The following is a 26,014-nucleotide window of genomic DNA, read 5'->3' on the forward strand; positions in this document are numbered from 1 at the left end:
GATGACCGTGCCCCCCGTACACCGAGAGACCCGAACCGGAGACCGTGACTACTACCGCCTCCCACCACCTCTCACCCGCCTTCCCGGGCCGCGCCCCCTGGGGCACCGCCAACAAGCTGCGCGCCTGGCAGCAGGGTGCCCTGGAGAGGTACGTCCAGGAGCAGCCGCGCGACTTCCTCGCCGTCGCGACGCCCGGCGCCGGGAAGACCACGTTCGCGCTGACGCTCGCGTCATGGCTGCTGCACCACCACGTGGTGCAGCAGATCACCGTGGTCGCGCCGACCGAGCACCTCAAGAAGCAGTGGGCGGACGCGGCCGCGCGCGTCGGCATCAAGCTCGACCCGGACTACAGCGCCGGGCCGTTGAGCAGGGAGTACCACGGGGTCGCCGTCACCTACGCCGGTGTCGGGGTGCGTCCGATGCTGCACCGCAACCGGTGCGAGCAGCGCAAGACCCTGGTGATCCTCGACGAGATCCACCACGCCGGTGACTCCAAGTCGTGGGGCGAGGCCTGTCTCGAAGCCTTCGATCCGGCCACCCGGCGGCTCGCGCTCACCGGCACCCCCTTCCGGTCCGACACCAACCCGATCCCGTTCGTCACGTACGAGGAGGGCAACGACGGCATCCGGCGGTCCTCCGCCGACTACACGTACGGCTACGGCAACGCGCTCGCCGACGGCGTCGTGCGGCCCGTCATATTCATGAGCTACAGCGGCAACATGCGCTGGCGCACCAAGGCCGGTGACGAGATCGCGGCCCGGCTCGGCGAGCCCATGACCAAGGACGCCATCTCGCAGGCATGGCGCACCGCGCTCGACCCGCGCGGCGACTGGATGCCCAATGTGCTGCGCGCCGCCGACCAGCGGCTGACCGAGGTCAGGAAGGCCATCCCGGACGCCGGCGCGCTCGTCATCGCCTCCGACCAGGACTCGGCCCGCGCCTACGCCAAGCTGATCCGCGAGATCACCGGCTCCAAGGCGACCGTCGTGCTGTCCGACGACACCGGCGCGTCCAAGCGGATCGACGAGTTCAGCGAAAGCGACGACCGGTGGATGGTCGCCGTCCGCATGGTGTCGGAGGGCGTCGACGTGCCGCGCCTGGCCGTCGGCGTGTACGCCACCACCATTTCCACCCCGCTGTTCTTCGCCCAGGCCGTCGGCCGTTTCGTGCGGTCCAGGCGGCGCGGCGAGACCGCCTCGGTATTCCTGCCCACCATTCCGATGCTTCTCGGCTTCGCCAACGAGATGGAGGTCGAGCGCGACCACGTGCTCGACAAGCCGAAGAAGGACGGCGAGGAAGAAGACCCGTACGCCGAGTCCGAACAGGAAATGGACGACGCGAACAAGCAGCAGGACGAGGACACCGGGGAGCAGGACATGCTCCCCTTCGAGGCCCTCGAATCCGATGCCGTCTTCGACCGGGTCATGTACAACGGCGCCGAATTCGGCATGCAGGCGCACCCGGGAAGCGAGGAGGAGCAGGACTATCTCGGCATTCCCGGGCTCCTCGAACCGGACCAGGTGCAGATGCTGCTCCAGAAGCGGCAGGCCCGGCAGATCGCGCACAGCCGCCAGAAGCCGGCCGAGCAGGCCGATCTGCTCGAAATGCCCGCCGAGCGGCGCCCCGTCGTGTCGCACAAGGAACTGCTGGAGCTGCGCAAGTCGCTCAACACGATGGTCGGCGCGTACGTCCACCAGAGCGGCAAGCCGCACGGCGTCATCCACACCGAGCTGCGCCGGGTGTGCGGCGGGCCGCCGAGCGCGGAGGCCACCGCGGGCCAGCTCCGCGAGCGCATCAAGAAGGTCCAGGAGTGGGCCACCCGCATGAAGTAGCGGGTGCGCACGGCGAACGGGGCCCGGCGTGCGTGGCCGGGCCCCGTTCGATCCCATGGGATGGGGATGTGTACGAGGGCCGGCCCCCACGGACGCCCCTCGAACGCCTGCCACAGTAATGTCCCGGCAAATCCATGCCGATCGCCCAAGGTCCCCGGTAAGACGGACTTAGGTCCCGAAGGGGATCGAACGGGATCAAATTCCGTCTCCCATGGCCATTGTTTGTCCATCTGTTGGGTTCGTTCCGCCCATTCCATGGGGCGTGAAATTCTGCGCGCGCCCGGATTCTGGACGAGGTCTTCCGCTGAGCGGTGTCCGCTCGCTACTGTCCCCGCCATGCAAACGCCCCGTGGCAGCGTCGCCTCGGAGCGCAGCCGGTGCCTTGGCCTCGCCGGCGGGCTCTGCGCGCGATGCCGATGGGACCGGTGCCGCGAACCACGGAGAGTGCCGCCGCGACTCACCACTTAAGGAGTGGGTGTCGTGACCGCGGAGACCTCCCAGACGCTCGACCGGGGACTACGCGTCCTCAAGCTGCTCGCCGACACCGACCACGGTCTGACGGTCACCGAGCTGTCCAACAAGCTCGGCGTCAACCGCACGGTCGTCTACCGCCTGCTCGCCACCCTGGAGCAGCACGCCCTCGTCCGCCGTGACCTGGGCGGCCGCGCCCGGGTCGGGCTCGGGGTGCTGCGCCTGGGCCGCCAGGTGCACCCGCTGGTCCGCGAGGCCGCGCTGCCCGCGCTGCGCTCGCTCGCCGAGGACATAGGCGCGACCGCCCACCTCACCCTCGTCGACGGTTCGGACGCGCTCGCCGTGGCCGTGGTCGAGCCGACCTGGACCGACTACCACGTGGCCTACCGGGCCGGGTTCCGCCACGCCCTGGACAAGGGCGCCGCGGGCCGGGCGATCCTCGCGGCCCGGCAGAACGGCGGCCTGGCCGAGCCCGGCTTCACGCTCACCCACGGCGAGCTGGAGGCCGGGGCGAGCGGGGCGGCCGCGCCACTGGTCGGGGTCACCGGGATAGAGGGGAGCGTCGGTGTGGTGATGCTCGCCGACGCCGTGCCCGAGCGGGTGGGGCCGCGCGTCGTGGACGCGGCCAGGGAAGTGGCCGACGCCCTGCGATGAGGGCGGGAGCGCGGGCCCGTGCCCGGGGCGGCCGGGTGCGTACGGCTAGATTGGAGCCGTGCTCACTCGTCACCCCCGCCTCCGCAACCTCGCCATCGGCGCCGCTCCGGTCGTCGCGCTGCTCGCCGTCGCCTGCTTCGCGCCGCTGCCGTTCGCGGTGGCCCAGCCGGGGCCGACCGCGAACGTGCTCGGTGACGACGGGGGCAAGCCGGTGATCACCATCTCCGGGGCGCCCACCCGCCCCACCAGCGGGCAGCTGCGGATGACCACCATCGTGGCGACCGGGCCCAACGCGGAGGTCGGCATCTCGGACGTGGTGGACGGCTGGTTCCGCACCGACCGCGCCGTGATGCCGCGCGACTCGGTCTATCCGAGCGGCGGCAGCGAGAAGGAGATCTCCGAGCACAACCAGGCGGAGATGAAGCAGTCGCAGGACGCCGCCTCCGTCGCGGCCCTCGGCTACCTCGGGCTGAGCCCCGACAAGGTCAAGGTCGATCTGCACCTCGCCGACGTGGGCGGCCCGAGCGCGGGCCTGCTGTTCACGCTCGGCATCATCGACAAGCTGAACGGCGACGGCTCCGGTGGCGACCTCACCGGCGGCCGGAGCATCGCCGGTACCGGGACGATCACCGGCGGCGGCGACGTCGGCGCGGTCGGCGGGGTCGCCCTCAAGACGCAGGCCGCCGCCCGGGACGGGGCCACCGTCTTCCTCGTACCGAAGGCGGAGTGCTCGGACGCCCGGTCCGAACTGCCCAAGGGGCTGCGCCTGATCCCCGTGACTACGCTGAAGGGTGCGGTGTCCGCACTCCAGGCGCTCCAGAAGGGCGGCCCGGTCCCGTCCTGCTGACGGCGCCCGGGTCCATGTCCTTCCAGGCCGGGAAGACCAGCGGGCTCAGCGTCGCGAGCAGGTAGACCCCGCCGACCGTGAGCAGCGCGCCGCGCACCCCGGCGGCCTCCACCAGGAAGCCCGCCGCGAGCCCGCCCAGCGGCATCGCCAGTTCGCAGCCCGCCGTGAGCACCCCGGCGACCCGGCTGCGCAGCGCGTCCGGCACCTTCTCGTAGATCAACGTCGTCAGGATCGGGTTGAGCGCCCCGCTCGCGAGCCCCGCGACCAGCATCGTGACGGCCAGCGGCATCGTGGTGCCGGTCAGCGCGGCCACCGCGTACCGGGGCGCCCCGCACAGCAGCACGCAGACGCTGAAGACCGCACGGCGCGAGAAGCGGTGGCCGAACACGCCGTACAGGAGCGCGCCCGCCAGGCCGCCCGCCCCGAACAGGGCTGCCAGCAGGCCGAGTTGGGAGGCGCCGCCCAGGTCCTGCTCGGCGTGGACCGGCAGCAGGACGGCGGTCCAGCCCTGGTCGGTGCCGTTCATCAGCATCACGGTCGTGACCACCGCGAGCAGCAGCCGGGTGCGCGCCAAGTAGGCGTATCCCTCGCGCAGTTCGGCCTTGTAGGTGCGCAGCGACACGGGCGGTGCGTCCCGCAGGGGCCGCGCCTCGCGGACGCCGCGCAGGCCCGCCGCCACGAGCACGGCCGAGACGGCGAAGGTCGCGCCGTCGACGAGCAGGACGTTCCCGGCGCCGGTCAGCGCGATGAGCACCCCGGCCAGGGCCGCGCCGGTCATGCGGGCGCCGCGCGAGACGGCGTCGTACACGCTGGCGGCGCGCGCCAGGGTGGTGCCGGACTGCCGGGCGAGGTCCGGCAGGAGGACGTAGCGGGCGGTGACGCCCGGGGTGTGGGCGAGGCCGCCCACTGCCATCAGGGCGCAGAGCATCCAGAATTCGAGGAGCCCGGCGCGGTGCAGGAGCGGGATCGCGGCGACCGCGAGCCCGCAGACGACGTCCGAGCCGACCGAGACCCGGCGGCGGCCGGCGCGGTCGATGACCGGGCCGCCGATGAGCGCCGAGACCACGATCGGCAGCGTCGCGCAGAAGGCGACGATCCCGGCCCGGCCGGCGCTCCCGGTGGTCTGGAGCACGAACCACGGCACGCCGATCAGGGTGAGTGAACTGCCGCAGGCCGAAACGGCGTTGGCGGTCAGTACGGCCGCGAGCGGCCTTCTGTCGCGGTGTCCCCCCGGCCCGCTCATGCGAGGCGGGCCTGCCGGTGCGGCGCCTGCTGGGTCAGCCGGAGACCCAACTCGACCAGTATCCAGCCCAGTTGTGTCCGCAGGTTCCGGCTCTCGCGGGGGAGTGCTGCGCGGGCCCGGGTCTCCAGCTCGGCGGCGCGCAGGTGGTGCAGCAGGAGGTGGGTGTCGCTGTGCATGGCGGCGGTCCTTTCAGCGGGGCGGGTTGGAGCGCGGGAAGGAGTGCAGATGGAGCCGGACCTGGGCGGCGTCGCCGGTCTCGGCGGGGGCGGCGGTGCGGTACGTCTCGACGACCGCGTGCAGCTTCTCGTTGAGCTCGTACAGCTGGGCCGCGGTGAGGTTCAGCGTGAAGTCGCTCAGGTCGCCGCTGGTGGACCAGGGCTCCGGCCAGTCGTGCCGGGTGCCGAGCCAGGTCGAGAGCTCCTGGGTGTGGATGCTGGCGATCTCGTGCAGGAACAGGTCGGCGGCGCCCCGCACCTCCGGGTCGGCGCTGGTGTGCAGGTCCTCCGCGAAGGAGGTGCCGTTGTGCAGCGCCTTCCACCAGCGCTCCCGTCCCTTGCCGCGGCCCGGGTCGTCCTCGACGAAGCCGTGGGCGGCGAGCTGGCGCAGGTGGTAGCTGGTGGCGCCGCTGGACTCGCCGAGCCGCTCGGCGAGCTGGGAGGCGGTGGCCGGTCCGTCGTGGCGCAGCGACTTCAGGAGCCGGATCCGCAGGGGGTGGGCGAGGCCGCGCAGGGCGCGCGCGTCCAGGATGCGCTCCCCGGCCGCGTTCTGGGGGTGTTGGGGCTTGTTGCTCTCGGGCATGGTCCAAAGGTAGCTATGCAAAGAGCATGTTGCAACGCTTTCTTTGCATGAACTCCTTTGCATCGAGTTCTTTGCGAGCAGGGCTCCGGCGCGGGCGGCTCACCCCTTCTTGATGAACCCCTCCCGCACCAGCCAGTCGAGCGCCACGTCGTGCGGGTCCCGTCCTTCCACGTCGACCTGGGCGTTGAGCTCCCGGGCGACCTGCGTGGTGAGCTTCGCGCTGAGCGGGTCCAACAGGCCCTTGACCGCCGGGTACTTGGCGTACGTCCCGCTGTGCAGCTCGGGCGCCGCGTTGTAGTTGGGGAAGAAGTGCCGGTCGTCCTGGAGGGTGGCGAGGTTCATGGCCTTGATGCGGCCGTCGGTGGTGAACACCTCGCCGAGCAGGCAGGAGCTGGACTTGGACACCTGGGTATAGATGATCCCGGCGTCCATCTTCTGGATGTTGGAGGCCGGGATGGACATCCCGTACGCCTTCTCCATGCCGGGCAGCCCGTCCTCGCGGGAGGCGAACTCGTTCTCCACGCAGATCGTCACCGCCGAGGGGTCCTTCTTCGCCAGGGCGGCCACGTCGGACATCGTCCTGAGGTGGTACTTGGCGTTGTTGGCCTGGCTGATGCCGAGCGAATAGGTGTTGTTGAGGGTCGACTGGGGCAGCCAGGTCACCCCGTTCCCCAGGTCGGCGTCGTGCACCGCCTGCCACTGGGCCTGGGGATCGGTGATCGGCTTGCTGTTGCCCTGGTAGGTGATCCACGCCGTGCCGGTGTACTCGTACATCGCGTCCGCGTCGCCCTTGACGATCGCCTCGCGGGCGCTGATCGACCCGGGCAGGTTGGTCCGGTCGAGGACCTCGGCCCCGGCCGCCTTGAAGACCAGGCCGACCATCTGGCCCAGGATGATGTTCTCGCTGAAGTTCTTCGACGTGACCGTCAGGGAGGCCCCCTTGAGGGGCAGGCCCTTGCCGACCGAGCCCGGCACCACGTCGTCCACCATCGGCGAACCGGACTTGAGACCGCAGCCGGACACCACCGAGAGCAGCGCCAGGGCGCCCCCGGCGGCGGCCAGTGCCGTACGCAGCCGACGCATCACCCCACCTCCAGTCCGCGCGGGGTCAGCGCCACCTCGGCCAGCGAGGCCAGCCAGTCCACCACCAAGGCGAGCGCGACCGTCAGGATCGAGCCGAGCACCAGGACCGGCATGCGCTGGGTCTGGATGCCCGAGGTGATCAGGTCGCCCAGGCCGCCACCGCCGCCGAAGGTGGCGAGCGTGGCGGTGCCCACGTTCAGGACGAGCGCGGTGCGCACGCCCGCGAGGATCAGCGGCACCGCCAGCGGCAGTTCGACCTTGCCCAGGGTGCCGAGCGCCGACATGCCGATGCCCCGGGACGCCTCGATGAGCTGGGGGTCGATCGCCTTCAGACCGGCCACCGTGTTGGAGAGGACCGGGAGCACCGCGTAGATCACCATGCCGATGACCGCCGTGCCGGGCCCGATGCCGAGCCAGATCACCAGGAGCGCCAGCAGGCCGATGGCCGGGGTGGCCTGGCCGATGTTGGCGAGGGCGGTGACCGGCGGGGCCGCCCGGCTCACCCCGCGCCGGGTCAGCGCGATGCCCAGCGGGATCGCGATGATCAGCACCCAGAACGTGGAGATCGCCGTCAGCTTCACGTGCTGCCACAGCCGCAGCTGGACGTTGCCGTTGTCGAGGGAGTTCTTCGCGATCGAGTCCAGGTGGGCGTTGGTGATCCAGAAGTACGTGATCACGAGGACCACCGCGATGACGAGCGGCAGGAAGACCAGCTTCTGCCAGGTGATCCGGCGGGCCGGCCGGCCCGGGGCCGGGCCCGCCTCCTCGGGCTCGGCGAGCGCGTCGTCCAGCTCGTCGCGGAAGGCGTGGCCCTTGACCTCGTGCTCGCCCGGCGGGCGCTCGGCGGGGGCGGGTCTCCTGGGCGTCATGACTCCTTCGCACCGCCCTCCAGCTCCTGTTCGGTCTGGTGGTGGCGGAGCTCTTCGAGGTCGTGCTGGTGCTCGATGGCGGCGAGCCGGTCGGCCTCCAGGAGTTCGTGCACGGAGTTCATCAGCGTCTCCATGTCGACGACGCCGATGTACTCGCCGCGCCGCCCGGTCACCGCGACCCGGCCGCCGGAGTCGATGAGCACCGCCTCCAGGGCGTCGTGCAGCGTCGCGTCCCGGGTCACCGTGTCGTGCACCATCTGCCCGGCCCGGGCGAGCGAGCCCTTGGCGCGCATCAGGTCGCCGCGCCGCAGCCACTTGTAGGGCCGGTTCCTGCGGTCCAGCATGAGCAGCTCGTTGTGCGGGCCGCTGCGCAGTTTGTTGAAGATCGACTGGAGCGGGTCGTCGACGGTGACCGTGGGGAACTCCGCCATCTCCACGTCCCGTACGCGGGTGAGGTTGAGCCGCTTGAGGGCCGCGCCCGCGCCCACGAACCCGGAGACGAAGTCGTCGGCCGGGTTGGTGAGGATGGCCTCGGGGGTGTCGAACTGGGCGATGTGCGAGCGCTCGCGGAGCACCGCGATCCGGTCGCCCAGCTTGATCGCCTCGTCGAAGTCGTGGGTGACGAAGACGATCGTCTTGTGCAGCTCGTGCTGGAGGCGGATCAGCTCGTCCTGGAGGTGGTCGCGGGTGATCGGGTCGACCGCGCCGAACGGCTCGTCCATCAGGAGCACCGGCGGGTCGGCTGCCAACGCCCGTGCCACGCCCACCCGTTGCTGCTGGCCGCCGGAGAGCTGGCGCGGATAGCGGCCGTGGAACTCGCGCGGGTCGAGCCCGACCAGGTCGAGCATCTCCTCGACCCGGTCCTTCACCCTCGTCTTGGACCAGCCGACCATCTTCGGTACGAGCGCGATGTTCTCGGCCACCGTCATGTGCGGGAAGAGCCCGGAGGACTGGATGGCGTACCCGACCTTGCGGCGCAGCTTCACCGGGTCGATGTCGGTGACGTCCTCGTCGTTGATCCGGATGCGGCCGGACGTCGGCTCGATCAGCCGGTTGATCATCTTGAGGGTGGTGGACTTCCCGCAGCCCGAGGGGCCCACGAAGACGACGGTCTCGCCCGCCTTGATCTCCATGGTGACGCTGTCCACGGACGGGTCGGGGTTGCCCGGGTACCGCTTGGTGAGGTTCTCCAGCTGGATGGAGGCCCCCGACGTCCTGGCGCCGTCCGGCGCGGACGCGGTGCCCGCGGGCTCGGGCCGCTCGGACACGGATCGTTCAGACACGGATCCCCCTCGGGATGGTGAGACGGCCGATCAGTACGTACGCCGCGTCGAAGAGCAGGGCGAGCACCACGATGCCGAGGGTGCCCGCGAGCACCTGGTTGATCGCGTTGGCGCTGCCCAGCGAGGCGATCCCGCGGAAGATCTCGTTGCCGAGCCCCGGGCCCGAGGCGTACGCCGCGATCGCCGCGATGCCCATCAGCATCTGCGTGGAGACCCGGATGCCGGTGAGGATCGGCGGCCAGGCCAGCGGGAGTTCGACCCGCAGCAGGCGGGCGGCGCGCGACATCCCGATGCCCTTGGCCGCGTCCACCAGCGCGGGGTCGACCCCGCGCAGGCCCACGATCGAGTTCCGCACGATCGGCAGCAGCCCGTACAGGGTCAGGGTCACGACGGTCGGCGCGACGCCCAGGCCCACCAGCGGGATCAGCAGACCGATCATGGCCAGCGAGGGGATCGTGAGGACCGTCGAGGTGGACGTGACGGCCAGGCCGGCCGCCCAGCCGCTGCGGTAGGTCACCACCCCGATGACGATGCCGAGCACGGTGGCGATCACCATGCACTGGAACACCGCGCTCGCGTGCTGGAGGGCGTCGGTGAGCAGCTGCTGGTGCCGGCCGGCCAGGTAGTCCCAGAAGCCCACGCCCGCTCACCCCTGTCCGGTCTCGGGTCAGGCACCGCCGGGGACGGAGTCCTGAGCCGCCTGCTCCACCAGCGGGATGATCCGCAGCGGGACCGGGTTCTCCATGACGATCGCCGTGGAGGCCCGGACGATGCCATCAAAACCGACAACCCGGTCGATCACACGTTGGAGATCGGCGTTGGAGCGGGCCACCAGACGGCACAGCATGTCGCCGTGACCGGTGGTGGTGTGCAGTTCGAGGACCTCGGGCACACCCGCCAAGTGGGCCCGTACGTCGGCCCCCTGGCCCTGTTTGATCTCCAGCGTGGCGAAGGCGGTGACCGGGTAGCCGAGCGCCGCCGGGTCCACGTCGGGACCGAAGCCGCGGATGACTCCATTCGACTGAAGGCGGTCGAGCCGCGCCTGGACCGTTCCGCGCGCGACCCCTAGCCGCCGGGAGGCCTCCAGGACCCCGATCCGGGGCTCGCGCGCGAGCAGCACGATCAGGCGCCCGTCCAGATGATCGATCGACATGGCGGCCTCCGGATGGTCATCGTGTACAGAACGCCTCCCCATCCTGGCCGTTCGCTGTACGGATTGACCAGTGAATGCGCGAACTATTGCGCAGCTTGCCTCCTGGGGCGACCCTCCCTCTATGACTGAGACCATCGATCACACCCCCGGAACCGCGCGGCAGGCCGACCCCTTCCCGGTGAAGGGCATGGACGCGGTCGTCTTCGCCGTGGGCAACGCCAAGCAGGCCGCGCACTTCTACTCGACGGCCTTCGGCATGAAGCTGGTCGCCTACTCCGGACCGGAGAACGGCAGCCGTGAGACCGCCAGCTACGTGCTGACCAGCGGCGCCGCCCGCTTCGTGTTCACCTCCGTCATCAAGCCCGCCACCGAGCGCGGCCGCTTCCTCGCCGACCACGTGGCCGAGCACGGCGACGGCGTGGTGGACCTCGCCATCGAGGTGCCCGACGCGCGCGCCGCGTACCGGTACGCCACCGAGCACGGCGCCACCGGCCTGAAGGAGCCGCACGAGGTCAAGGACGAGCACGGCACCGTCGTCCTCGCCGCGATCGCCACGTACGGCAAGACCCGGCACACCCTGGTCGAGCGCTCCGGCTACACCGGCCCCTACCTGCCGGGCTTCGTCGCCGCCGCGCCGATGGTGGAGACGCCCAAGCGCTTCTTCCAGGCCATCGACCACTGCGTCGGCAACGTCGAGCTCGGCAAGATGAACGAGTGGGTGGCGTTCTACAACAACGTCATGGGCTTCACCAACATGAAGGAGTTCGTGGGCGACGACATCGCCACCGAGTACTCCGCGCTCATGTCGAAGGTTGTCGCCGACGGCACCCTCAAGGTGAAGTTCCCGCTCAACGAGCCGGCCATCGCCAAGAAGAAGTCGCAGATCGACGAGTACCTGGAGTTCTACGGCGGCCCCGGCGTCCAGCACATCGCGCTCGCCACCAACGACATCGTCGCCTCGGTGAAGGCCATGCGGGCGGCGGGCGTGCAGTTCCTCGACACCCCCGACTCGTACTACGACACCCTCGGCGAGTGGGCCGGCGAGACCCGGGTGCCGGTCGAGACGCTGCGCGAGCTGAAGATCCTGGTCGACCGCGACGAGGACGGCTACCTGCTCCAGATCTTCACCAAGCCGGTGCAGGACCGCCCGACCGTCTTCTTCGAGATGATCGAGCGGCACGGTTCGATGGGCTTCGGCAAGGGCAACTTCAAGGCCCTCTTCGAGGCGATCGAGCGCGAGCAGGAGAAGCGCGGCAACCTCTGACCTGCAACTGCTCACACCTGCACGGTAATTGAGTTACCGTCATCAGTCTGCGGCCCCACGGACCTGACCCGTGGGGCCGCGACTCCTTCACCCAGCCGCGCGCCTCAGCCGCGCCGCTTGGAAGGCCGGGGCTTGGCGGGGCGCCTCGATCCCGAACTCGATGACGAACCCGTCGAACCCGATGAACTCGACGAACCGGACGCCGCGGAGCCCGAGTTCGACGACGCGGACCCGGCCGCCGCCTCCGCCCGGGCCGCCGCCACATAGCCGTACATGTCGCGGGGGCCGCCGTCCGCCGGCTCGCCGAGCGCCGCCAGCGCCTCCTTCGCCCGCGGCGCGAGCAGCGGCGAGAAGTACGGGTTGGTGCGCAGCGCGTCCTGATAGTGGCGCCGGGCCGCGCCCGACTGGCCGAGCTCCCGCTCGATGGTGGCCTGGTGGTAGGAGAACAGGGCGTCGCGCATCCCGGAGTCGGTCGCCTTGCGGGCGTGGACCAGCGCCTCCTCCGGCTCGCCCGCCCGGTACATCGCCCAGGCGAGCGCGTCCTCGGCGGCCGGGCTCGGATGCGCCTTCCACTCCGCTTCGAGCCGGTCCACCGCGGTGTGCGCCGCCCCGTGGTCGGCCTCGAACCGGCCCAGCACCAAGGCGTCGTCCACACCGTTGGAGCCGTCCCGCGCGGCCAGCTCGCGCAGCTTGTCGAACCAGGTCCGCGCATCGCCGTCCAGACCCTGGGCCTCGTACAACTCGCCCAGTTCCAGGAGGTATTCGGGGCGCGGCAGCACCGCGACCGCCGCCAGGTAGTCGCGCTGGGCGTCCGCCCGGCGGCCGAGCGCCGCCTCGGCCCTGGCCCGGCCCGCGAGCGCCGCGTGCGCGCCCGGATCGGCGCGCAGGGCCGCGTCGTCATGAGCCACCGCCTTCTCCGGCTCGCCCCGCTCCCACGCCAGCTCGCCCACCGCGACCAGCGCGTCCGCCTTCTGCACCGGCGAAGCGGCGTGCCCGACCGCCTCGTCGAGGGCCGCCGAGGCGTCCTCGCGCCAGCCGTGCTGCCGGTACACCTCGGCCGCCTGCGTCAACGCGGCCGAGCCGCCGCGCAGTTCGAGAACCTGCTCCACCGCCTTCGCGGCGGCCTTCGCGTCACCGAGCCCGTTGTACGCCTCGATCAGGACGGGGTAGAGCGTCCACCGGTCCGCCCGGCGGGCGCGCACCGACTCGGCCAGGGAGCGCGCCGCGACGTAGTCGTGCCGGGCGTTGGCCAGGGCCGCGAGCCCGATCTCGGCGTCCAGGCTCTCCTTGCCGCCCTTGGGCCGCACCTGGAGCGAGTGCCGCAGCGCCTCCTCGGCGCGCGGGTAGAACGAGGAGTCGGCGCCGCGCACGCCGCGTTCCAGATAGGCCGAGCCGAGCACCGCCCACTGCGCCTCGTCCGTGGGGTGGCCGCGCAGCCAGGCGGTCCGATCGCTGATGAGCGCGTTCAGGTCGCCCACGGCCGCGGGCGCTCCCGAGGTCACCGCGGTCAGGGCCCGCGCGGCCGGACCCGGCGCGGGCGGCGGCGCCTGCGGCCCCTCGGCGTCCGGCATGAGCAGCAGGACGCCCCCGACCAGCACGCTCGCCGCAAGGGCCACCAGCGCGGCGCGCTTCAGAGCGGGCGGCGGCCCGGACCGCGGCGAGGTCCGCTGGGCCGCGGCCGAGGCCGACACCCAGGCCGCCCGCCGCGCCGCGTCCGCATCCTGTTCGGTCTTCGCGATCTCCATGGCGCTCACTGTGCGTCAATAGGAAGAGCCCACCCGGCCCAGCCCGACCGACCGGGGAAAGGGTTCACACCGATGGCCCCGGGTGCCAGGCTGAAGACATGGACGATCTTCTCGAACGGCTGCGCGAGCACCTCCCGGCGGACGCCGTCATCACCGACCCCGACATCACCGCCTCCTACGCCCACGACATGGCGAGCTTCTGCGCGGCGGGCAGTCCGGCCGTGGTCGTGCTGCCGCGCACCGTCGAAGAGGTCCAGCACGTGATGCGCACCGCGACGGCGCTGCGCGTGCCCGTCGTGCCGCAGGGCGCGCGCACCGGCCTGTCCGGCGCGGCCAACGCGAGCGACGGCTGCATCGTCCTGTCCCTGGTCAAGATGGACCGGGTCCTGGAGATCAACCCGGTCGACCGGGTCGCGGTCGTCGAACCCGGCGTCGTCAACGCCGTCCTGTCGCGCCGGGTCCACGAGCACGGGCTCTACTACCCACCGGATCCCTCCAGTTGGGAGATGTGCACCATCGGCGGGAACATCGGCACCGCGTCCGGCGGCCTGTGCTGTGTGAAGTACGGGGTGACCGCGGAGTACGTCCTCGGCCTGGAGGTCGTGCTCGCCGACGGGCGGCTCATGAGCACCGGCCGGCGCACCGCCAAGGGCGTCGCCGGATACGACCTGACCCGGCTGTTCGTCGGCTCCGAGGGCAGCCTCGGCATCGTCGTGAAGGCGGTGCTCGCCCTGCGCCCCGCGCCGCCGCCCCAGCTCGCGCTCGCCGCCGAGTTCGGCTCGGCGGCGGACGCCTGCGAGGCGGTCGTACGGATCATGGAGCGCGGCCACACCCCGTCGCTGCTCGAACTCATGGACCGTACGACCGTCCAGGCCGTCAACCGCCTGGCGAACATGGGTCTGCCCGACAGCACCGAGGCCCTGCTGCTCGCCGCCTTCGACACCCCGGACCCGGCCGCCGACCTCGCGGCCGTGGGCGAGCTGTGCACCGCCGCCGGAGCGACCCAGGTGGTCCCGGCCGAGGACGCGGCCGAGTCCGAACTCCTGCTCCAGGCGCGGCGGTTGTCGCTCACGGCGCTCGAAACGATCAAATCGGCCACGATGATCGACGACGTGTGCGTGCCGCGGTCGAAGCTCGCCGCGATGATCGAGGGAACGTCGGCGATCGCCGCCAAGTACGGTCTGACCATCGGCGTCTGCGCCCACGCGGGCGACGGCAACACCCACCCGGTGGTCTGCTTCGACGCCTCCGACGAGGACGAGTCCCGGCGCGCCCGCGAGTCGTTCGACGAGATCATGGCCCTCGGTCTGGAGCTCGGCGGCACCATCACCGGCGAACACGGCGTGGGCGTGCTCAAGAAGGAGTGGCTGGCCCGCGAGCTCGGCCCGGTGGGTATCGAGATGCAGCGCGCGGTGAAGCAGGCCTTCGACCCGCTGGGCCTGCTGAATCCGGGCAAGCTGTTCTGAACCGGGCCCCTCACGCACCCTCCTCCGGACGGGACTCGTCGGACGGCCACGGGTCGCGCAGCCACAGCTCGTCCACCCCGCGGCCGGTGGCCGGCGCGAGCAGCTCGGCGAGGCCGTCGTCGATGCCGAGCTGCTCGGTCTCGGACCCCGGCGGCACCGCCCGCAGCGTCCGCTCCAGCCACGCCGAGACCTGCGGGGCGGGCGCTTCGAGCAGCGCGTCGCCGTCCGGCGAACTGAGCGCCATCAACACCACGCTGCGGCCCTCGACCTTGGTCGGCCAGATCCGCACGTCCCCGTGGCCGCACGGCCGGAACACGCCCTCGACCAGGAGCTCGCGCGCGAACGTCCAGTTGACGGGGGTCTCGGAGCCGATGTGGAAGGTGATGTGCACGGCGTAGGGGTCGTCCGTGCGGTAGCTGAGCCGGGCCGGCACGGGGATGCTGCGCTCGGGAGACAGCACCAGTTTGAGTTCGAGTTCGCGTTCCACCACGGTGTGCATGAGGGTCTCTCTTCCCTTTCCCGGTACGGGCTCACGATCGGGCCCGCACGTGCGTACGCGGCCCAGGAGCGGGCCGTCCAGGGTGAGAGCGCGTTCCCCCGCGGCCATTACGCGACTTCGGCAAGATTTTTCCGGCGGACTTCTCCCGGCGCCGGGCCACGGCGGTGGGAACCCGTGCCGGTGGCCCTCCCCGCGCGCCTCACGGCGGCCCCGAACCGTTGATCCAGCCCGCCCCGTACACCGCCGACCCCACGGCGAGGACCGCGACCACCGGCACCGCGCGGGCCGCCCGCGTCCGCGACAGCGCGAGCGCCACCGGCGCGAGCAGCGGGAAGGCGGGCAGCAGCAGCCGGGGCTTGGAACCGAAGTAGCCCGACGAGCACAGCGCCAGGGCCAGCACGATGCCGGTGTAGACGAGCAGCGCAAGCGGCTGGCGCCCGCGCACACAGGCTCCGTACGCCCAGAGGGCCAGCGCGGTGCCCGCGATCAGGCCGATCCCGGCGAGCACCACGGGCCAGCCGCCGAGGTGGTCCACGATGAACTCCCCGTACGCCAGCCCGCCGTCGAAGCCGTTGCCCCACTCCGCCTGGACGTCCAGATAGCCGAGCGGGCCGCCCCGGCGGAGGCCGACCCACAGGACGTAGCCCGCCGCGCCGAGCGGGGCGAGCACCGCACCGGTCAGCATCCGCGCCCCGACGTGCCGGGTGCGCCGCGCCTCGACGGCGGCCCCCGCCCACAGCGCGGCGGCGACCGCGAGCCCCACCGGGCGGGTCAGCCCCGCGAGGGAGGCGAGGATCCCGGCCTCCACCCAGCGGCGCCGCAGGATCGCGTACAGCGCCCAGGCGGCCAGCGCGACGAACAGCGCCTCGCTGTACGCCATCGACTGGATGATCCCCACCGGGACCGCCGCCCACAGCGTCACCAGGAGGAGCCCCGCCCGGTGGCCCCAGAGGTGATGGCCCATCAGATACATGCCCCAGGCGGCCGCCAGGCCCGCGAGCCCGCTGATCAGCAGGCCCGCGTCACCGGCGCCGAGCGGGCTCACCGCGGCGACCGCCTGCTCCAGCCAGGGCAGCAGCGGGAAGAACGCGAGGTCGGACAGGACCCGGCCGTCGGGGGCGGTCAGCGTGAAGTCGTAGCCCGACTCGGCGACGCGTGCGTACCAGAGCGAGTCCCAGCGCGCGGACAGCAGTTCGTGGGTGTCGTTGCCACTGGCGCGCGACCACAGGTCGAGGACCAGCAGGCCGAGCGCGCGGACCGCCGCGAAGGCCGCGACGGCCGACCAGGCCCGCCGCGGCGCGGAGACCGGCTCCGGGGGGCCGACGGCCGGTTCGTCGTGACCAGTTCGGCCGGGCCCCACACGCATTGCTCACTCGCTTTCCCCGCCCGGCCCAGCCGGGTGCACCAGTTCGACGCGCCACGACTGTACGCACTGGTGGGACCCCGCCGCGCCGCCCCGCCCCCGGCCGGGGCCCGTCGCCCGTACGCGGGCTTCCTCCCCGGCTTCTTCCTACGCGCCCGGGGTTCTTCGTTACTGTCCTCCTGGGACAAGCGGAAGCGCCCGGCCGGTGCCAGGGCCGGGCGGCGTGCCGCGGCAGAGATCAAGTGTGCTGGATCGGAACGGAGTTGGAGACATGGCGACGGTTCCTCCTGACAGCGGCGGGAGCGTAGCCCGGGAAGGGTATTACCCGGACCCCTCCATTCCCGGATATGTCCGGTACTGGAACGGGGTCTCCTGGGTGCCCGGCACCAGTCGGCCCGCCCCCGCCCCGGGTGAGGCGCAGCCCGCGGTGCCGGCGGGCGCCGCCCCCGCGCCCGCCCCCGCCCTCGCCTCCGCGCCGCCCCTTCCGGTGCCGCCCGCCGAGGAGACCGGCCCGGTCTTCCTCGACGAGCCCGACCCCTCGCCCGCCTCCAGCGCGCGGGGCCAGGGCGCGCCGCAGCCCGCCTGGCACGCGGACGCCGTCCACCAGTCGGGCTTCGGCGGCGACCAGGACCGCCGCGTCTCGTGGGGCCAGCCGGTCGATCCGCGCGGCCTGCCCGAAGCGGCCGACCCGCGCCGCCTCCCCGACCCCCGCCGCCCCGACCCCGCGGCGCCCGCGCAACCGGCCGCCCCCGCGTGGCCCGGCGGCTCGGTGCCGCACCAGCAGCAGCCCGCACGGGCGGCGGGTGCGGTGCCGCCCGCCGCCGTCGAGCCGCCGCCCGCGCGCGCCCAACTGCCCGCCCCCGCCGACCCGGTCCACCCGGCGCCCGTCCACCCGGCCCCGGCCGAGCGCGCGGCCGGTCCGTACGCCACGCCCGCCCAGGCCCCCGCACCCGCGCGGCCGCAACCGCAGGCCGCTCCCGCGCAGGCCGCTCCCGTCGTGCCCGGTTCGCCGATGACGGCGGGGCCCGGGGGAGGCGCCACCTCCTGGGCCCAGCAGGTGCACCAACTCGCCCAGCCCGACCCGCAGGAATTGGTCGTGCCGTGGAAGCCCCCCGTCGCCGACCCTTTCCTCCAGGCCGCCCAGGCCCAGGCCTCGGCCAGGCCCGCCGGGCTCGGCAGGCGCCTGGTCGCGCGGCTCGTCGACAGCGCGCTGCTCGGCGCCCTCGTCGGCGGTCTCGCCGTACCCCTGGTCGTGCAGGCGGCCGACCACATCCAGCAGAAGATCGACGCGGCGAAGCTGTCGGGGCAGACCGTCACCGTCTACCTCCTCGACGGCACGACCGCGGGCTTCCTCGGCATCGTGCTCGGCGCCTTCCTCGTCCTCGGGCTGCTGTACGAGGCGCTGCCCACCGCCAAGTGGGGCCGCACGCTCGGCAAGAAGCTGTGCGGGGTGCAGGTGCGCGGCATCGAGTCGTACGAGCCGCCGACCTTCGGCCAGGCGGTCCGCCGCTGGCTGGTCTACGGGGTGCTCGGGCTGCTCGCCGTCGGCGTGGTCAACGTGGCGTGGTGCCTGTTCGACCGGCCGTGGCGCCAGTGCTGGCACGACAAGGCGGCCCGCACGTTCGTCGCGCAGGGCTAGCCGGCCAGGGGCGTCGGGGCCGTTGGCGCGATCGCGGCGGGTCGTACCCCGAACGGCGTCCGTACCGTTGCGCGCGCCTCGCGCGCGCGATGCACTACCGCCATGAGCACCGATCAGCCGCCGCCCGGTCAGCCGCCCGAGGACGACCCCTTCCACAAGAAGCCGTCAGAGCCTCCGCCGAGCGGCTCGCCCTACGGCGGTGCGCAGCCGCCCCCGGGGCCGCCGCCCGGTGACTCGCCCTACGGTTCGGGCCCGCCGCCCGGCGGCGCGGGCCCCTACGGCGCTCCGCCGCCCCCGGCCGGTGGCGGCGGCGGCCCGTACGGCGGGCCGCCTCCCCCCGGTGGAGGCTCGCCGTACGGCAGCGCCCCGCCACCGCCCTCCGACCCCTACGGGGGCCAGTACGGCGGTGTCGACCCGCTGGCCGGGATGCCGCCGCTCGCCGAGTTCGGCAAGCGGTTCCTGGCCCGCTTCATCGACTTCCTCATCATCGCGGTGCCGCTCGGCCTGATCGAGTGGGCGACCAGCAACCGCGTCGTCATCGCGACGGACAACGGCGACTCCGGCACCGAGGTGATCAGCAAGGCGTACTCCGGCAGTGGCCTGCTGTGGCTGCTGATCTCGCTCGCCGCCTACATCGGCTACGACACCCTGATGGTGTCCAAGTCCGGCCAGACGCTGGGCAAGAAGTGGCTGGGGCTGCGGGTCGCGATGCTCAACGACGGCAGCGTCCCCACCACCAACGCGGCGCTCGCGCGGGCCGCCGTGCTGTGGGCGCCGTTCGTGATCTGCTGCTACTGCCTGTGGGACATCGTCCTGATCATCACGATCGTGGCGGACAAGCCGTACCGGCAGGGCTGGCACGACAAGGCCGGCAAGACGGTGGTGGTCTCAGCCGCGCAGTGAGTGCTCGCGCGCCGGCCGCTGTTCGCGGGGGGCCGGAACGCGCAGGACGGCGGAGGTCTCGACGACGGCCGCACGGTTCACCGGTGCCGCACCAGCGGCCGGGGCCGTGCGGTCGTTCGCGTCCGCCCGCGAGCGGCGGGGCAGCGGCATGGGGACCGTCACCGCGACGAGCAGGCCGAGCAGGAGCGCGGCGAGCACGATGACCGCGACCCCGACGCCGGACTCGGTGCGGGAGAGCAGCAGCATGGCGACGGTCGAGAAGACGACGGTGGCCGAACCGTAGGAGAGCTGTGCGGCTGTGGGACGCGGCATGGCGTTATCCGTCCTCATGGTTCGGATAGGGGTGGGCCTCTCAACCGTTCTCAACCGGCAGTCGTGCCAGCCGGATCGCACTGTCAAGCGACTCTACGTCGGTCCATGCCCGAGCGGAACTGTTGGTAAGCGTGACCTAACCCACGGTGCCGGTGCACGGGGGGCGCACGGAGTCATTCGCCGAGGCGGCTCCGTCCGGATGCCGAGACGTGCGCACCGGATGTCCCGGTCTGTTAGCACAGTCTTTACGTTCGGATAGCGGAACTGGCCTTCTGCATAATGTACTTGGCACGAACAAGTCAAGATCTGTCTTTTCTTTGGTAACTCCGGTCCAATGTGGTCACTTGAGACGCGTGTCGAGCACCGGAACCAGCCCCTCACCCCCCGGTTCCTGCCGGCCGCGGGGGAGGACATCATCAAGTGACCAGCAGCAGGAAGGCGGCAAGAGCCGCCGCCGTGCTCGTGGCTCTCGCCACGGCCGGCGCCACGGGCTCGGCATACGCCACGGCCCAGGCGGACTCGAAGGCTCCGGTGGCCGTCGTCCGTCAGGACCCGTCCACGGCCAAGGGCCAGGAGCACAACCTCAAGGGCCCGTTCAGCGACCAGCAGGCGCAGCAGCGCCAGGCGGCGCTGGAAGGGGTCATCTCCGGGAAGAACAAGGTCGAGAAGCGCAACGGCTCCGACGTCGTGAAGCTCGACGACAAGAAGTACGTCGAGCTGGGCCGGCAGAAGACCGACAAGATCTTCACGATCCTGGTGGAGTTCGGCGACCAGGTCGACAACACCACGATGTACGACCCGGACGGCCCCGACGGCCCCAAGCCGCCGCAGCCCAAGTACGGGGGGACACCCGGTCCCGCGCACAACCAGATAGCCAAGCCCGACCGGGCGAAGGACAACTCCACGGCCTGGCAGGCCGATTACAACCAGAAGCACTACCAGGACCTGTACTTCGGTTCCGGTCAGGGCGCCAACTCGCTGAAGACGTACTACGAGAAGACCTCCTCGGGTCGCTACTCGGTCGACGGCCAGGTCACCGACTGGGTCAAGATCCCCTACAACGAGGCCCGCTACGGCTCCAACTACTGCGGCCAGACCAACTGCGCCAACGTGTGGGACACCGTCCGCGACGGCGTCAACGCCTGGGTCGCCGACCAGAAGGCCAAGGGCCAGACGGACGCGGAGATCAAGGCGACCCTGAGTCAGTACGACCAGTGGGACCGCAACGACTACAACAACAACGGCAACTTCAACGAGCCCGACGGCTACATCGACCACTTCCAGATCGTCCACGCGGGCGAGGACGAGTCGGCGGGCGGCGGCGCCCAGGGCACCAACGCCCTGTGGGCGCACCGCTGGTACGCGTACGGCACGGACGCCGGCAAGACCGGCCCCTCGTACAACAAGGCCGGTGGCACGCAGATCGGCGACACCGGTATGTGGGTCGGCGACTACACGATGCAGCCGGAGAACGGCGGCCTCGGCGTCTTCGCGCACGAGTACGGCCACGACCTCGGTCTGCCGGACCTCTACGACACCACCAACACCGCCGAGAACTCGGTCGGTTTCTGGTCCCTGATGTCGGCCGGCTCCTGGCTCGGCACCGGCAAGGACTCCATCGGCGACCTGCCCGGCGACATGACCGCCTGGGACAAGCTGCAGCTCGGCTGGCTCAACGCCGAGACGGTGAAGGCCGGTACGGACAAGACGGTCAAGCTGGGCGTCTCGGAGTACAACACCAACGACAAGCAGGCGCTGGTCGTGGAGTTGCCCAAGAAGGAAGTCACCACCACCGTCGTGAAGCCCGCCGAGGGCTCCAAGCAGTGGTGGAGCGGCATGGGTGACAACCTCAACAACACCCTGACCCGCTCGGTCGACCTCACCGGCAGGTCCAAGGCGTCCCTGGACCTCTCGGGCTGGTGGGACATCGAGAAGGACTACGACTTCCTGTACACCGAGGTCTCCACGGACAACGGCGCCACCTGGAACGCCATCGACGGCACCGCCGACGGCAAGGCCATCACGCGCGACTCCAGCAACAAGCCGGCCCTGACCGACGCCTCGGGCGCGTACAAGAAGCTGTCCTTCCCGCTCGACCAGTACGCGGGCCAGAAGATCCAGCTCCGCTTCCGCTACCAGACGGACGGCGGCGCGGGCGGCAAGGGCTTCACGGCCGACGCGATCACCGTGACGGCGGACGGCACGGCCCTCGTCACCGACGGCGCCGAGGGCGACGACAACGGCTGGACGGCGAAGAACTTCTCCCGCATCGGCGAGTCCTTCACCAACGACTACCCGCAGTACTACATCGCGGAGAACCGCCAGTACGTCTCGTTCGACCAGACCCTCAAGACCGGCCCGTACAACTTCGGCTTCTCCAAGACCCGGCCGGGCTGGGTCGAGCACTACCCGTACCAGAAGGGTCTGCTCATCTGGCTCTGGGACACCTCCCAGAAGGACAACAACGTCTCGGCCCACCCGGGCCAGGGCCTGATCCTGCCGATCGACGCGCACGCCAAGCCGCTCAAGTGGGCCGACGGCACGCTGCTCCGCAACAAGGTCCAGCCCTTCGACGCGCCCTTCAGCTGGTACCCGACGGACAGCTTCACGCTGCACAAGGCGGACGTCGCCACGAAGATCAACTCCCAGATGGGCGTCCCGATCTTCGACGACCACCACGGCACCTACTGGTACGCCGAGAACCCGACCGGGAGCGTCAAGGTTCCTGACACCAAGACCCGCATCTCGATCGTCAACCAGCCGCTGGACGGCTCGACGATCACCGTGAAGGTCGGCTCCTCGATCAAGTAATTCTCAAAACCGCAGGTCAAACCATGATCGGCCGTCGCCCTCTAGCGGGGCGGCGGCCGGTCGTGTTTAGGTGCGTCCTACGAGTCCTTATTGACAGCGAGTCCAACGCATCGTCTTACAGGGGGAGTGGTCCGGCATGCCCGGCGGAGGTTTCTGCAAGCTGCCAGGCGGCAGCGTGGTCGTCGCGCTCACGCTGCCGAACCCGGCCGCGCCCGGCACCGACGTGCGCGTCCTGGTGCACGCCGTCAACCGGGCCCGCGCCCTGACCAGGCTGCGGAACCTGGGGCTGCGGGCGGTGTACCTGCGCGGCCAGACCCAGCCGCCGACCCTGGACGAGATCACGGCCGTCCTGCACCATCCGGACGGCCTGCTGTGGCGCACGGCCCCGGAGGCGACGGAAGAGCTCTGGCACCCGATACGCGCCCTGCTGAAGTAGCCGGGCGGCTACACCACGGGCTTGCCCGACAGCTCGACGCCCGCCGCCCGCATCTCCTCCAGGGCCGCCGACGTGGTGTGCTCGGCCACCCCCGCCGTGAGGTCGAGCAGCACATGTGTGGCGAACCCGGCCCGCACCGCGTCGAGGGCGGTCGCCCGCACACAGTGGTCGGTCGCGATGCCCACCACGTCGACCTCGTCGACCTGCCGGGCCCGCAGCCAGTCCGCGAGCGAGACGCCGTTCTCGTCGAGCCCCTCGAAACCGCTGTAGGCGGCCGCGTACGCGCCCTTGTCGAAGACCGCGTCGATCGCGCCGCAGGCGACCGCCGGCGCGAAGTTGGGGTGGAAGCCCACGCCCTCCGTGCCGGCGACGCAGTGCACGGGCCAGGAGTGCTCGAAGTCGGGGGCGTCGGAGAAGTGCCCGCCCGGGTCGATGTGGTGGTCGCGCGTGGCCACCACGTGGCGGTAGGCGGACCCGGCCGCCTGGCCCACCAGGTCGGTGATCGCGGCGGCGACGTCCGAGCCGCCCGCGACCGCGAGGGAGCCGCCCTCACAGAAGTCGTTCTGGACGTCCACGACGATCAAGGCGCGGTGCATGTCGGCTGTCCTTCGGTCTGCGGGCCCGGGATCTGGGGCTGTTCCTTGAGCGTAGAGACTCCGATCGGCGCGCGGCAGGGGGCAAACGGGGGCGGAAACCCTGCCGCGCGGCCCGGAGGCGGGGCTCAGACGTACTCGGTCGGGATGACCGGCTCGCCGCGCGAGAGCTGGCTCGCCGACATCGGCAGCGCGGCCAGCGCCTCGATGTGCCGCGCGCGGGCGCTGTCCAGCGGCTCGCGGGCCACCACCGCGCCGCCCTTGACCAGCTCGACCAGGAGCTGGCGGTCGGCGAGCGCGGTCGGCACCGCGCCGGTCCCGATGACCTCGGCCTCCGCGATGCCGTACGCGTCCGAGCGGCGCGCGGCCCACTTGCGGCCGCCCATCGACGACTTCGCGCCGAGCGACTTCTTGGCGACGGGGTGCAGCGGGGCCTTCGGGTCGGCGGACTGGGCACGGGCGACCAGCTTGTAGACCATGGAGCAGGTCGGGTGCCCGGAGCCGGTGACCAGCTGGGTGCCGACGCCGTACGCGTCCACGGGCGCGGCGGCGAGCGAGGCGATGGCGTACTCGTCGAGGTCGGAGGTGACCACGATCTTGGTGTTGGTGGCGCCGAGCTTGTCGAGCTGCTGGCGCACCCGGTGGGCGACCAGGAGCAGGTCGCCGGAGTCGATGCGGACCGCGCCGAGCTCGGGCCCGGCGATCTCGACGGCGGTGCGCACGGCCTCGGCGACGTCGTAGGTGTCCACCAGGAGGGTCGTGCCGCGGCCCAGCGAGTCGACCTGGGCCCGGAAGGCGTCGCGTTCGCTGTCGTGGAGCAGGGTGAAGGCGTGGGCGCTGGTGCCGACGGTCGGGATGCCGTAGCGGAAGCCGGCCGCGAGGTCCGAGGTCGAGCTGAAGCCGCCCACGTAGGCGGCGCGCGAGGAGGCGACCGCGGACAGCTCGTGCGTGCGGCGCGCGCCCATCTCGATCAGCGCGCGCCCGCCGGCCGCGGCCGACATCCGGGACGCGGCCGCCGCGATGGCGGAGTCGTGGTTGAGGATCGAGAGGATCACGGTCTCGAGCAGCACGCACTCGGCGAAGGAGCCCTCGACCCGCAGGATCGGCGACCCCGGGAAGTAGACCTCGCCCTCGGGGTAGCCCCAGATGTCGCCGCTGAACCGGTAGGAGGCGAGCCAGCGCAGGGTGGGCTCGTCCACGATGCCGTGGTCGCGCAGGAAGCCGAGCACGCCCGCGTCGAAGCGGAAGTTCTCGACGGCGTCCAGGACGCGCCCGGTGCCGCCCACCACGCCGTAGCGGCGGCCCTCGGGCAGGCGGCGGGTGAAGACCTCGAAGACCGAGCGCCGCTCGGCCGTGCCCGCCTTGAGGGCGGCCTGGAGCATTGTGAACTCGTACTGGTCGGTGAAGAGCGCGGTCGACGGCACGTCCACCGGCAGCCCAAGGTCCGCGGCATTCACAGCGAGCCACCTCGCACTTTCGTCCGGGCCGAGCACGGCTCGGCCGGGGTTTTGGGGATCGCCCCGAAAGAAGGGGCATGTGGGGGATGCTACCCCGAATACTCGTCACTCTGACGATTTCTAGGGGCCCGTTTGTGCGATGAGCCGTTCCGGGTGGCAGCATGGAGGCCGTGGCTGTGATTTCCGGGGGTGCCCTCCGGGCCCCCGGCAGAAGAGACGAAGGTCGCCCAGCGCTGTGAGTGTTGCTCCCGTAGAGATCGAACGCCCGGAGTCGGCGGAGTCGAGCCGGCCCGTGGCCGAGCCCGATGTGCCGTGGGTGACGCTCGTGCACAACGACCCCGTCAACCTCATGAGTTACGTGCAGTACGTCTTCCAGACCTACTTCGGCTACTCGAAGGACAAGGCCCACAAGCTGATGCTCGACGTGCACCACAAGGGACGGGCCGTGGTCTCCAGCGGCAGCCGCGAGGAGATGGAGCGGGACGTGCAGGCGATGCACGGCTACGGGCTGTGGGCCACGCTGACCCAGGACCGCGGCTGATGGCCGGGCATTTCGAAGCCCTGCCGCGCGGTGGCGCGGCCGTCGCGCTCGACGAGGTCGAGATCGCCATCCTGCGCTCGCTCGCGGTCCAGCTGCTCGAACTCATCGGCCCGGGCGACGAACCGGCAGACGACGAGGACCCGCTCGCCGCGCTCTTCGCCGAGGGACCGAGCGAGCCGCCCGCCGACCCGGCGCTCGCCCGCCTCTTCCCGGAGGCGTACGCGAGCGAGGAGAGCGACGAACTGCGCGCCAAATCAAGCGAGTTCAGGCGCTTCACCGAGAACGACCTGCGGGCGCGCAAGCGGGGCGACGCCCTCGCCGTCGTGCACGGCCTCGACGCGCTGAGCCCCCGGGGCGACGGCGGCGCCGTCCTGAAGCTGACCGCCGAGGACTCGCGGCACTGGCTGGGCGCGCTCAACGACCTGCGCCTGACCATCGCCACCCGCCTCGACATCACCGACGAGGACGAGAGCGGCGAGCTCTACCGGCTGCCGGACGACGATCCGCGCAAACCGATGGTGATGGCCTATCTGTGGCTGGGTGTGCTCCAGGAAACACTCGTCGAGACGCTCATGCCCTGATCCGGCGACCGGGAGATGACCGTTCGCTCAGCGGACGCTCAAATCCGTATAACGATCCCATCACCGCATCGACCTGCTTTGTCATGTCGAGGGACTTTTGTCCGCTTCTTCCTGTGGGGTGCGCCACAGTGACCGGTGGGGATCACCCATAAGGCCGTGATAAATCTTCAC

General features: G+C 71.4%; 25 protein-coding genes. 11 read left to right on the forward strand and 14 right to left on the reverse strand.

The features are described 5' to 3' along the window. The first annotated feature begins 44 nt into the window (after positions 1–44). From AC07F3_RS05390 to AC07F3_RS05400, 3 genes are all read left to right on the forward strand, one after another. Positions 45–1,832, forward strand: a complete 1,788-nt coding sequence (locus AC07F3_RS05390) for a DEAD/DEAH box helicase (protein ID WP_469838781.1) — start codon at positions 45–47, stop codon at positions 1,830–1,832. Positions 1,833–2,312: 480 nt separating this feature from the next. Then, a complete protein-coding gene (locus AC07F3_RS05395; protein WP_469838780.1) occupies positions 2,313–2,957 on the forward strand; it encodes an IclR family transcriptional regulator in 645 nt (214 codons plus the stop codon). A gap of 58 nt (positions 2,958–3,015) precedes the next feature. Continuing rightward, positions 3,016–3,804, forward strand: a complete 789-nt coding sequence (locus AC07F3_RS05400; RefSeq protein ID WP_479110738.1) for a S16 family serine protease — start codon at positions 3,016–3,018, stop codon at positions 3,802–3,804. Here the strand turns inward: AC07F3_RS05400 and AC07F3_RS05405 are convergent. The 8 genes from AC07F3_RS05405 to AC07F3_RS05440 all read right to left on the reverse strand — a co-directional run bounded on the left by AC07F3_RS05405 (position 3,737) and on the right by AC07F3_RS05440 (position 10,233). After that, positions 3,737–5,047 carry an MFS transporter gene (locus AC07F3_RS05405; protein ID WP_479110740.1) on the reverse strand — a complete coding sequence of 437 codons (1,311 nt, stop codon included), beginning with the start codon at positions 5,045–5,047 and terminating at the stop codon, positions 3,737–3,739. The two genes, AC07F3_RS05400 and AC07F3_RS05405, sit on opposite strands and share 68 nt — an antisense overlap. Then, a complete protein-coding gene (locus AC07F3_RS05410) occupies positions 5,044–5,223 on the reverse strand; it encodes a hypothetical protein (protein WP_479110742.1) in 180 nt (59 codons plus the stop codon). The genes AC07F3_RS05405 and AC07F3_RS05410 overlap by 4 nt, the downstream gene beginning before the upstream one ends. A 13-nt stretch (positions 5,224–5,236) precedes the next feature. Beyond that, positions 5,237–5,845, reverse strand: coding sequence for an ArsR/SmtB family transcription factor (locus AC07F3_RS05415; protein ID WP_479110744.1), 609 nt, complete (start codon positions 5,843–5,845; stop codon positions 5,237–5,239). Between the two features lie 99 nt (positions 5,846–5,944). Next, positions 5,945–6,928 carry a glycine betaine ABC transporter substrate-binding protein gene (locus tag AC07F3_RS05420; protein ID WP_479110746.1) on the reverse strand — a complete coding sequence of 328 codons (984 nt, stop codon included), beginning with the start codon at positions 6,926–6,928 and terminating at the stop codon, positions 5,945–5,947. Next, complete coding sequence (locus AC07F3_RS05425) at positions 6,928–7,797, reverse strand: ABC transporter permease (RefSeq protein WP_479110747.1); 870 nt, start codon at positions 7,795–7,797, stop codon at positions 6,928–6,930. The genes AC07F3_RS05420 and AC07F3_RS05425 overlap by 1 nt, the downstream gene beginning before the upstream one ends. Continuing rightward, positions 7,794–9,065 (reverse strand): ABC transporter ATP-binding protein, encoded by a 1,272-nt coding sequence (locus tag AC07F3_RS05430; protein ID WP_479111879.1) that lies wholly within the window; start codon positions 9,063–9,065, stop codon positions 7,794–7,796. Before AC07F3_RS05430 ends, AC07F3_RS05425 begins: the two co-directional genes overlap by 4 nt. A gap of 7 nt (positions 9,066–9,072) precedes the next feature. Further along, positions 9,073–9,720 carry an ABC transporter permease gene (locus AC07F3_RS05435; RefSeq protein WP_479110749.1) on the reverse strand — a complete coding sequence of 216 codons (648 nt, stop codon included), beginning with the start codon at positions 9,718–9,720 and terminating at the stop codon, positions 9,073–9,075. A 27-nt stretch (positions 9,721–9,747) separates the two neighbouring features. Next, positions 9,748–10,233 (reverse strand): Lrp/AsnC family transcriptional regulator, encoded by a 486-nt coding sequence (locus tag AC07F3_RS05440; protein ID WP_114036625.1) that lies wholly within the window; start codon positions 10,231–10,233, stop codon positions 9,748–9,750. A 121-nt stretch (positions 10,234–10,354) separates the two neighbouring features. Here AC07F3_RS05440 and hppD point away from each other — a divergent pair, with 121 nt between their 5' ends. Beyond that, positions 10,355–11,497 (forward strand): 4-hydroxyphenylpyruvate dioxygenase, encoded by a 1,143-nt coding sequence (hppD, locus tag AC07F3_RS05445; protein WP_479110751.1) that lies wholly within the window; start codon positions 10,355–10,357, stop codon positions 11,495–11,497. Between the two features lie 104 nt (positions 11,498–11,601). Here hppD and AC07F3_RS05450 read toward each other — a convergent pair whose 3' ends face one another. After that, a complete protein-coding gene (locus AC07F3_RS05450) occupies positions 11,602–13,242 on the reverse strand; it encodes a tetratricopeptide repeat protein (protein ID WP_479110752.1) in 1,641 nt (546 codons plus the stop codon). A 98-nt stretch (positions 13,243–13,340) separates the two neighbouring features. Between AC07F3_RS05450 and AC07F3_RS05455 the strand changes: the two genes are divergently transcribed. Next, positions 13,341–14,708, forward strand: coding sequence for an FAD-binding oxidoreductase (locus AC07F3_RS05455; RefSeq protein ID WP_479110754.1), 1,368 nt, complete (start codon positions 13,341–13,343; stop codon positions 14,706–14,708). A gap of 10 nt (positions 14,709–14,718) precedes the next feature. Here AC07F3_RS05455 and AC07F3_RS05460 read toward each other — a convergent pair whose 3' ends face one another. Together AC07F3_RS05460 and AC07F3_RS05465 are read right to left on the reverse strand one after the other, a co-directional pair. Beyond that, a complete protein-coding gene (locus AC07F3_RS05460; protein WP_479110756.1) occupies positions 14,719–15,207 on the reverse strand; it encodes an SsgA family sporulation/cell division regulator in 489 nt (162 codons plus the stop codon). Positions 15,208–15,406: 199 nt separating this feature from the next. After that, positions 15,407–16,573, reverse strand: a complete 1,167-nt coding sequence (locus tag AC07F3_RS05465; protein WP_479110758.1) for a hypothetical protein — start codon at positions 16,571–16,573, stop codon at positions 15,407–15,409. A 268-nt stretch (positions 16,574–16,841) separates the two neighbouring features. Here AC07F3_RS05465 and AC07F3_RS05470 point away from each other — a divergent pair, with 268 nt between their 5' ends. Beyond that, a complete protein-coding gene (locus AC07F3_RS05470) occupies positions 16,842–18,209 on the forward strand; it encodes an RDD family protein (protein ID WP_479110760.1) in 1,368 nt (455 codons plus the stop codon). Positions 18,210–18,311: 102 nt separating this feature from the next. Further along, on the forward strand, positions 18,312–19,112 hold the full coding sequence (locus AC07F3_RS05475; RefSeq protein WP_479110761.1) for an RDD family protein: 801 nt from the start codon (positions 18,312–18,314) through the stop codon (positions 19,110–19,112). Here the strand turns inward: AC07F3_RS05475 and AC07F3_RS05480 are convergent. Then, positions 19,098–19,424 (reverse strand): hypothetical protein, encoded by a 327-nt coding sequence (locus tag AC07F3_RS05480; protein WP_479110763.1) that lies wholly within the window; start codon positions 19,422–19,424, stop codon positions 19,098–19,100. The genes AC07F3_RS05475 and AC07F3_RS05480 overlap by 15 nt on opposite strands. Positions 19,425–19,844: 420 nt before the next feature. On the opposite strand from AC07F3_RS05480, the gene AC07F3_RS05485 reads away from it, so the two are divergent. Both AC07F3_RS05485 and AC07F3_RS05490 read left to right on the forward strand, forming a co-directional pair. Further along, positions 19,845–22,235, forward strand: a complete 2,391-nt coding sequence (locus AC07F3_RS05485) for an immune inhibitor A domain-containing protein (RefSeq protein WP_479110765.1) — start codon at positions 19,845–19,847, stop codon at positions 22,233–22,235. Between the two features lie 136 nt (positions 22,236–22,371). Further along, a complete protein-coding gene (locus tag AC07F3_RS05490) occupies positions 22,372–22,671 on the forward strand; it encodes a hypothetical protein (RefSeq protein ID WP_479110766.1) in 300 nt (99 codons plus the stop codon). 8 nt (positions 22,672–22,679) lie between these two features. Here the strand turns inward: AC07F3_RS05490 and AC07F3_RS05495 are convergent, their stop codons facing one another. Both AC07F3_RS05495 and AC07F3_RS05500 read right to left on the reverse strand, forming a co-directional pair. Beyond that, positions 22,680–23,267 (reverse strand): isochorismatase family protein, encoded by a 588-nt coding sequence (locus AC07F3_RS05495; protein WP_479110767.1) that lies wholly within the window; start codon positions 23,265–23,267, stop codon positions 22,680–22,682. Positions 23,268–23,392: 125 nt separating this feature from the next. Then, complete coding sequence (locus AC07F3_RS05500; RefSeq protein WP_479110768.1) at positions 23,393–24,721, reverse strand: nicotinate phosphoribosyltransferase; 1,329 nt, start codon at positions 24,719–24,721, stop codon at positions 23,393–23,395. 235 nt (positions 24,722–24,956) lie between these two features. Here AC07F3_RS05500 and clpS point away from each other — a divergent pair, with 235 nt between their 5' ends. Both clpS and AC07F3_RS05510 read left to right on the forward strand, forming a co-directional pair. Then, positions 24,957–25,262, forward strand: coding sequence for an ATP-dependent Clp protease adapter ClpS (clpS, locus tag AC07F3_RS05505; RefSeq protein ID WP_114036636.1), 306 nt, complete (start codon positions 24,957–24,959; stop codon positions 25,260–25,262). Continuing rightward, positions 25,262–25,843, forward strand: coding sequence for a DUF2017 domain-containing protein (locus tag AC07F3_RS05510; RefSeq protein ID WP_479110769.1), 582 nt, complete (start codon positions 25,262–25,264; stop codon positions 25,841–25,843). Before clpS ends, AC07F3_RS05510 begins: the two co-directional genes overlap by 1 nt. Positions 25,844–26,014: the final 171 nt, after the last annotated feature.

Source organism: Streptomyces sp. NPDC045846 (assembly GCF_056431605.1).

Excerpts from the sequence above, each read along its gene's own strand:
- AC07F3_RS05405 (WP_479110740.1), bottom strand. The coding sequence starts at position 5,047 with ATGAGCGGGCCGGGGGGACACCGCGACAGAAGGCCGCTCGCGGCCGTA.
- AC07F3_RS05410 (WP_479110742.1), bottom strand. The coding sequence starts at position 5,223 with ATGCACAGCGACACCCACCTCCTGCTGCACCACCTGCGCGCCGCCGAG.
- AC07F3_RS05415 (WP_479110744.1), bottom strand. The coding sequence starts at position 5,845 with ATGCCCGAGAGCAACAAGCCCCAACACCCCCAGAACGCGGCCGGGGAG.
- AC07F3_RS05420 (WP_479110746.1), bottom strand. The coding sequence starts at position 6,928 with ATGCGTCGGCTGCGTACGGCACTGGCCGCCGCCGGGGGCGCCCTGGCG.
- AC07F3_RS05425 (WP_479110747.1), bottom strand. The coding sequence starts at position 7,797 with ATGACGCCCAGGAGACCCGCCCCCGCCGAGCGCCCGCCGGGCGAGCAC.
- AC07F3_RS05440 (WP_114036625.1), bottom strand. The coding sequence starts at position 10,233 with ATGTCGATCGATCATCTGGACGGGCGCCTGATCGTGCTGCTCGCGCGC.
- hppD (WP_479110751.1), top strand. The coding sequence starts at position 10,355 with ATGACTGAGACCATCGATCACACCCCCGGAACCGCGCGGCAGGCCGAC.
- AC07F3_RS05450 (WP_479110752.1), bottom strand. The coding sequence starts at position 13,242 with ATGGAGATCGCGAAGACCGAACAGGATGCGGACGCGGCGCGGCGGGCG.
- AC07F3_RS05455 (WP_479110754.1), top strand. The coding sequence starts at position 13,341 with ATGGACGATCTTCTCGAACGGCTGCGCGAGCACCTCCCGGCGGACGCC.
- AC07F3_RS05460 (WP_479110756.1), bottom strand. The coding sequence starts at position 15,207 with ATGCACACCGTGGTGGAACGCGAACTCGAACTCAAACTGGTGCTGTCT.
- AC07F3_RS05465 (WP_479110758.1), bottom strand. The coding sequence starts at position 16,573 with ATGCGTGTGGGGCCCGGCCGAACTGGTCACGACGAACCGGCCGTCGGC.
- AC07F3_RS05470 (WP_479110760.1), top strand. The coding sequence starts at position 16,842 with ATGGCGACGGTTCCTCCTGACAGCGGCGGGAGCGTAGCCCGGGAAGGG.
- AC07F3_RS05475 (WP_479110761.1), top strand. The coding sequence starts at position 18,312 with ATGAGCACCGATCAGCCGCCGCCCGGTCAGCCGCCCGAGGACGACCCC.
- AC07F3_RS05480 (WP_479110763.1), bottom strand. The coding sequence starts at position 19,424 with ATGCCGCGTCCCACAGCCGCACAGCTCTCCTACGGTTCGGCCACCGTC.
- AC07F3_RS05490 (WP_479110766.1), top strand. The coding sequence starts at position 22,372 with ATGCCCGGCGGAGGTTTCTGCAAGCTGCCAGGCGGCAGCGTGGTCGTC.
- AC07F3_RS05495 (WP_479110767.1), bottom strand. The coding sequence starts at position 23,267 with ATGCACCGCGCCTTGATCGTCGTGGACGTCCAGAACGACTTCTGTGAG.
- AC07F3_RS05510 (WP_479110769.1), top strand. The coding sequence starts at position 25,262 with ATGGCCGGGCATTTCGAAGCCCTGCCGCGCGGTGGCGCGGCCGTCGCG.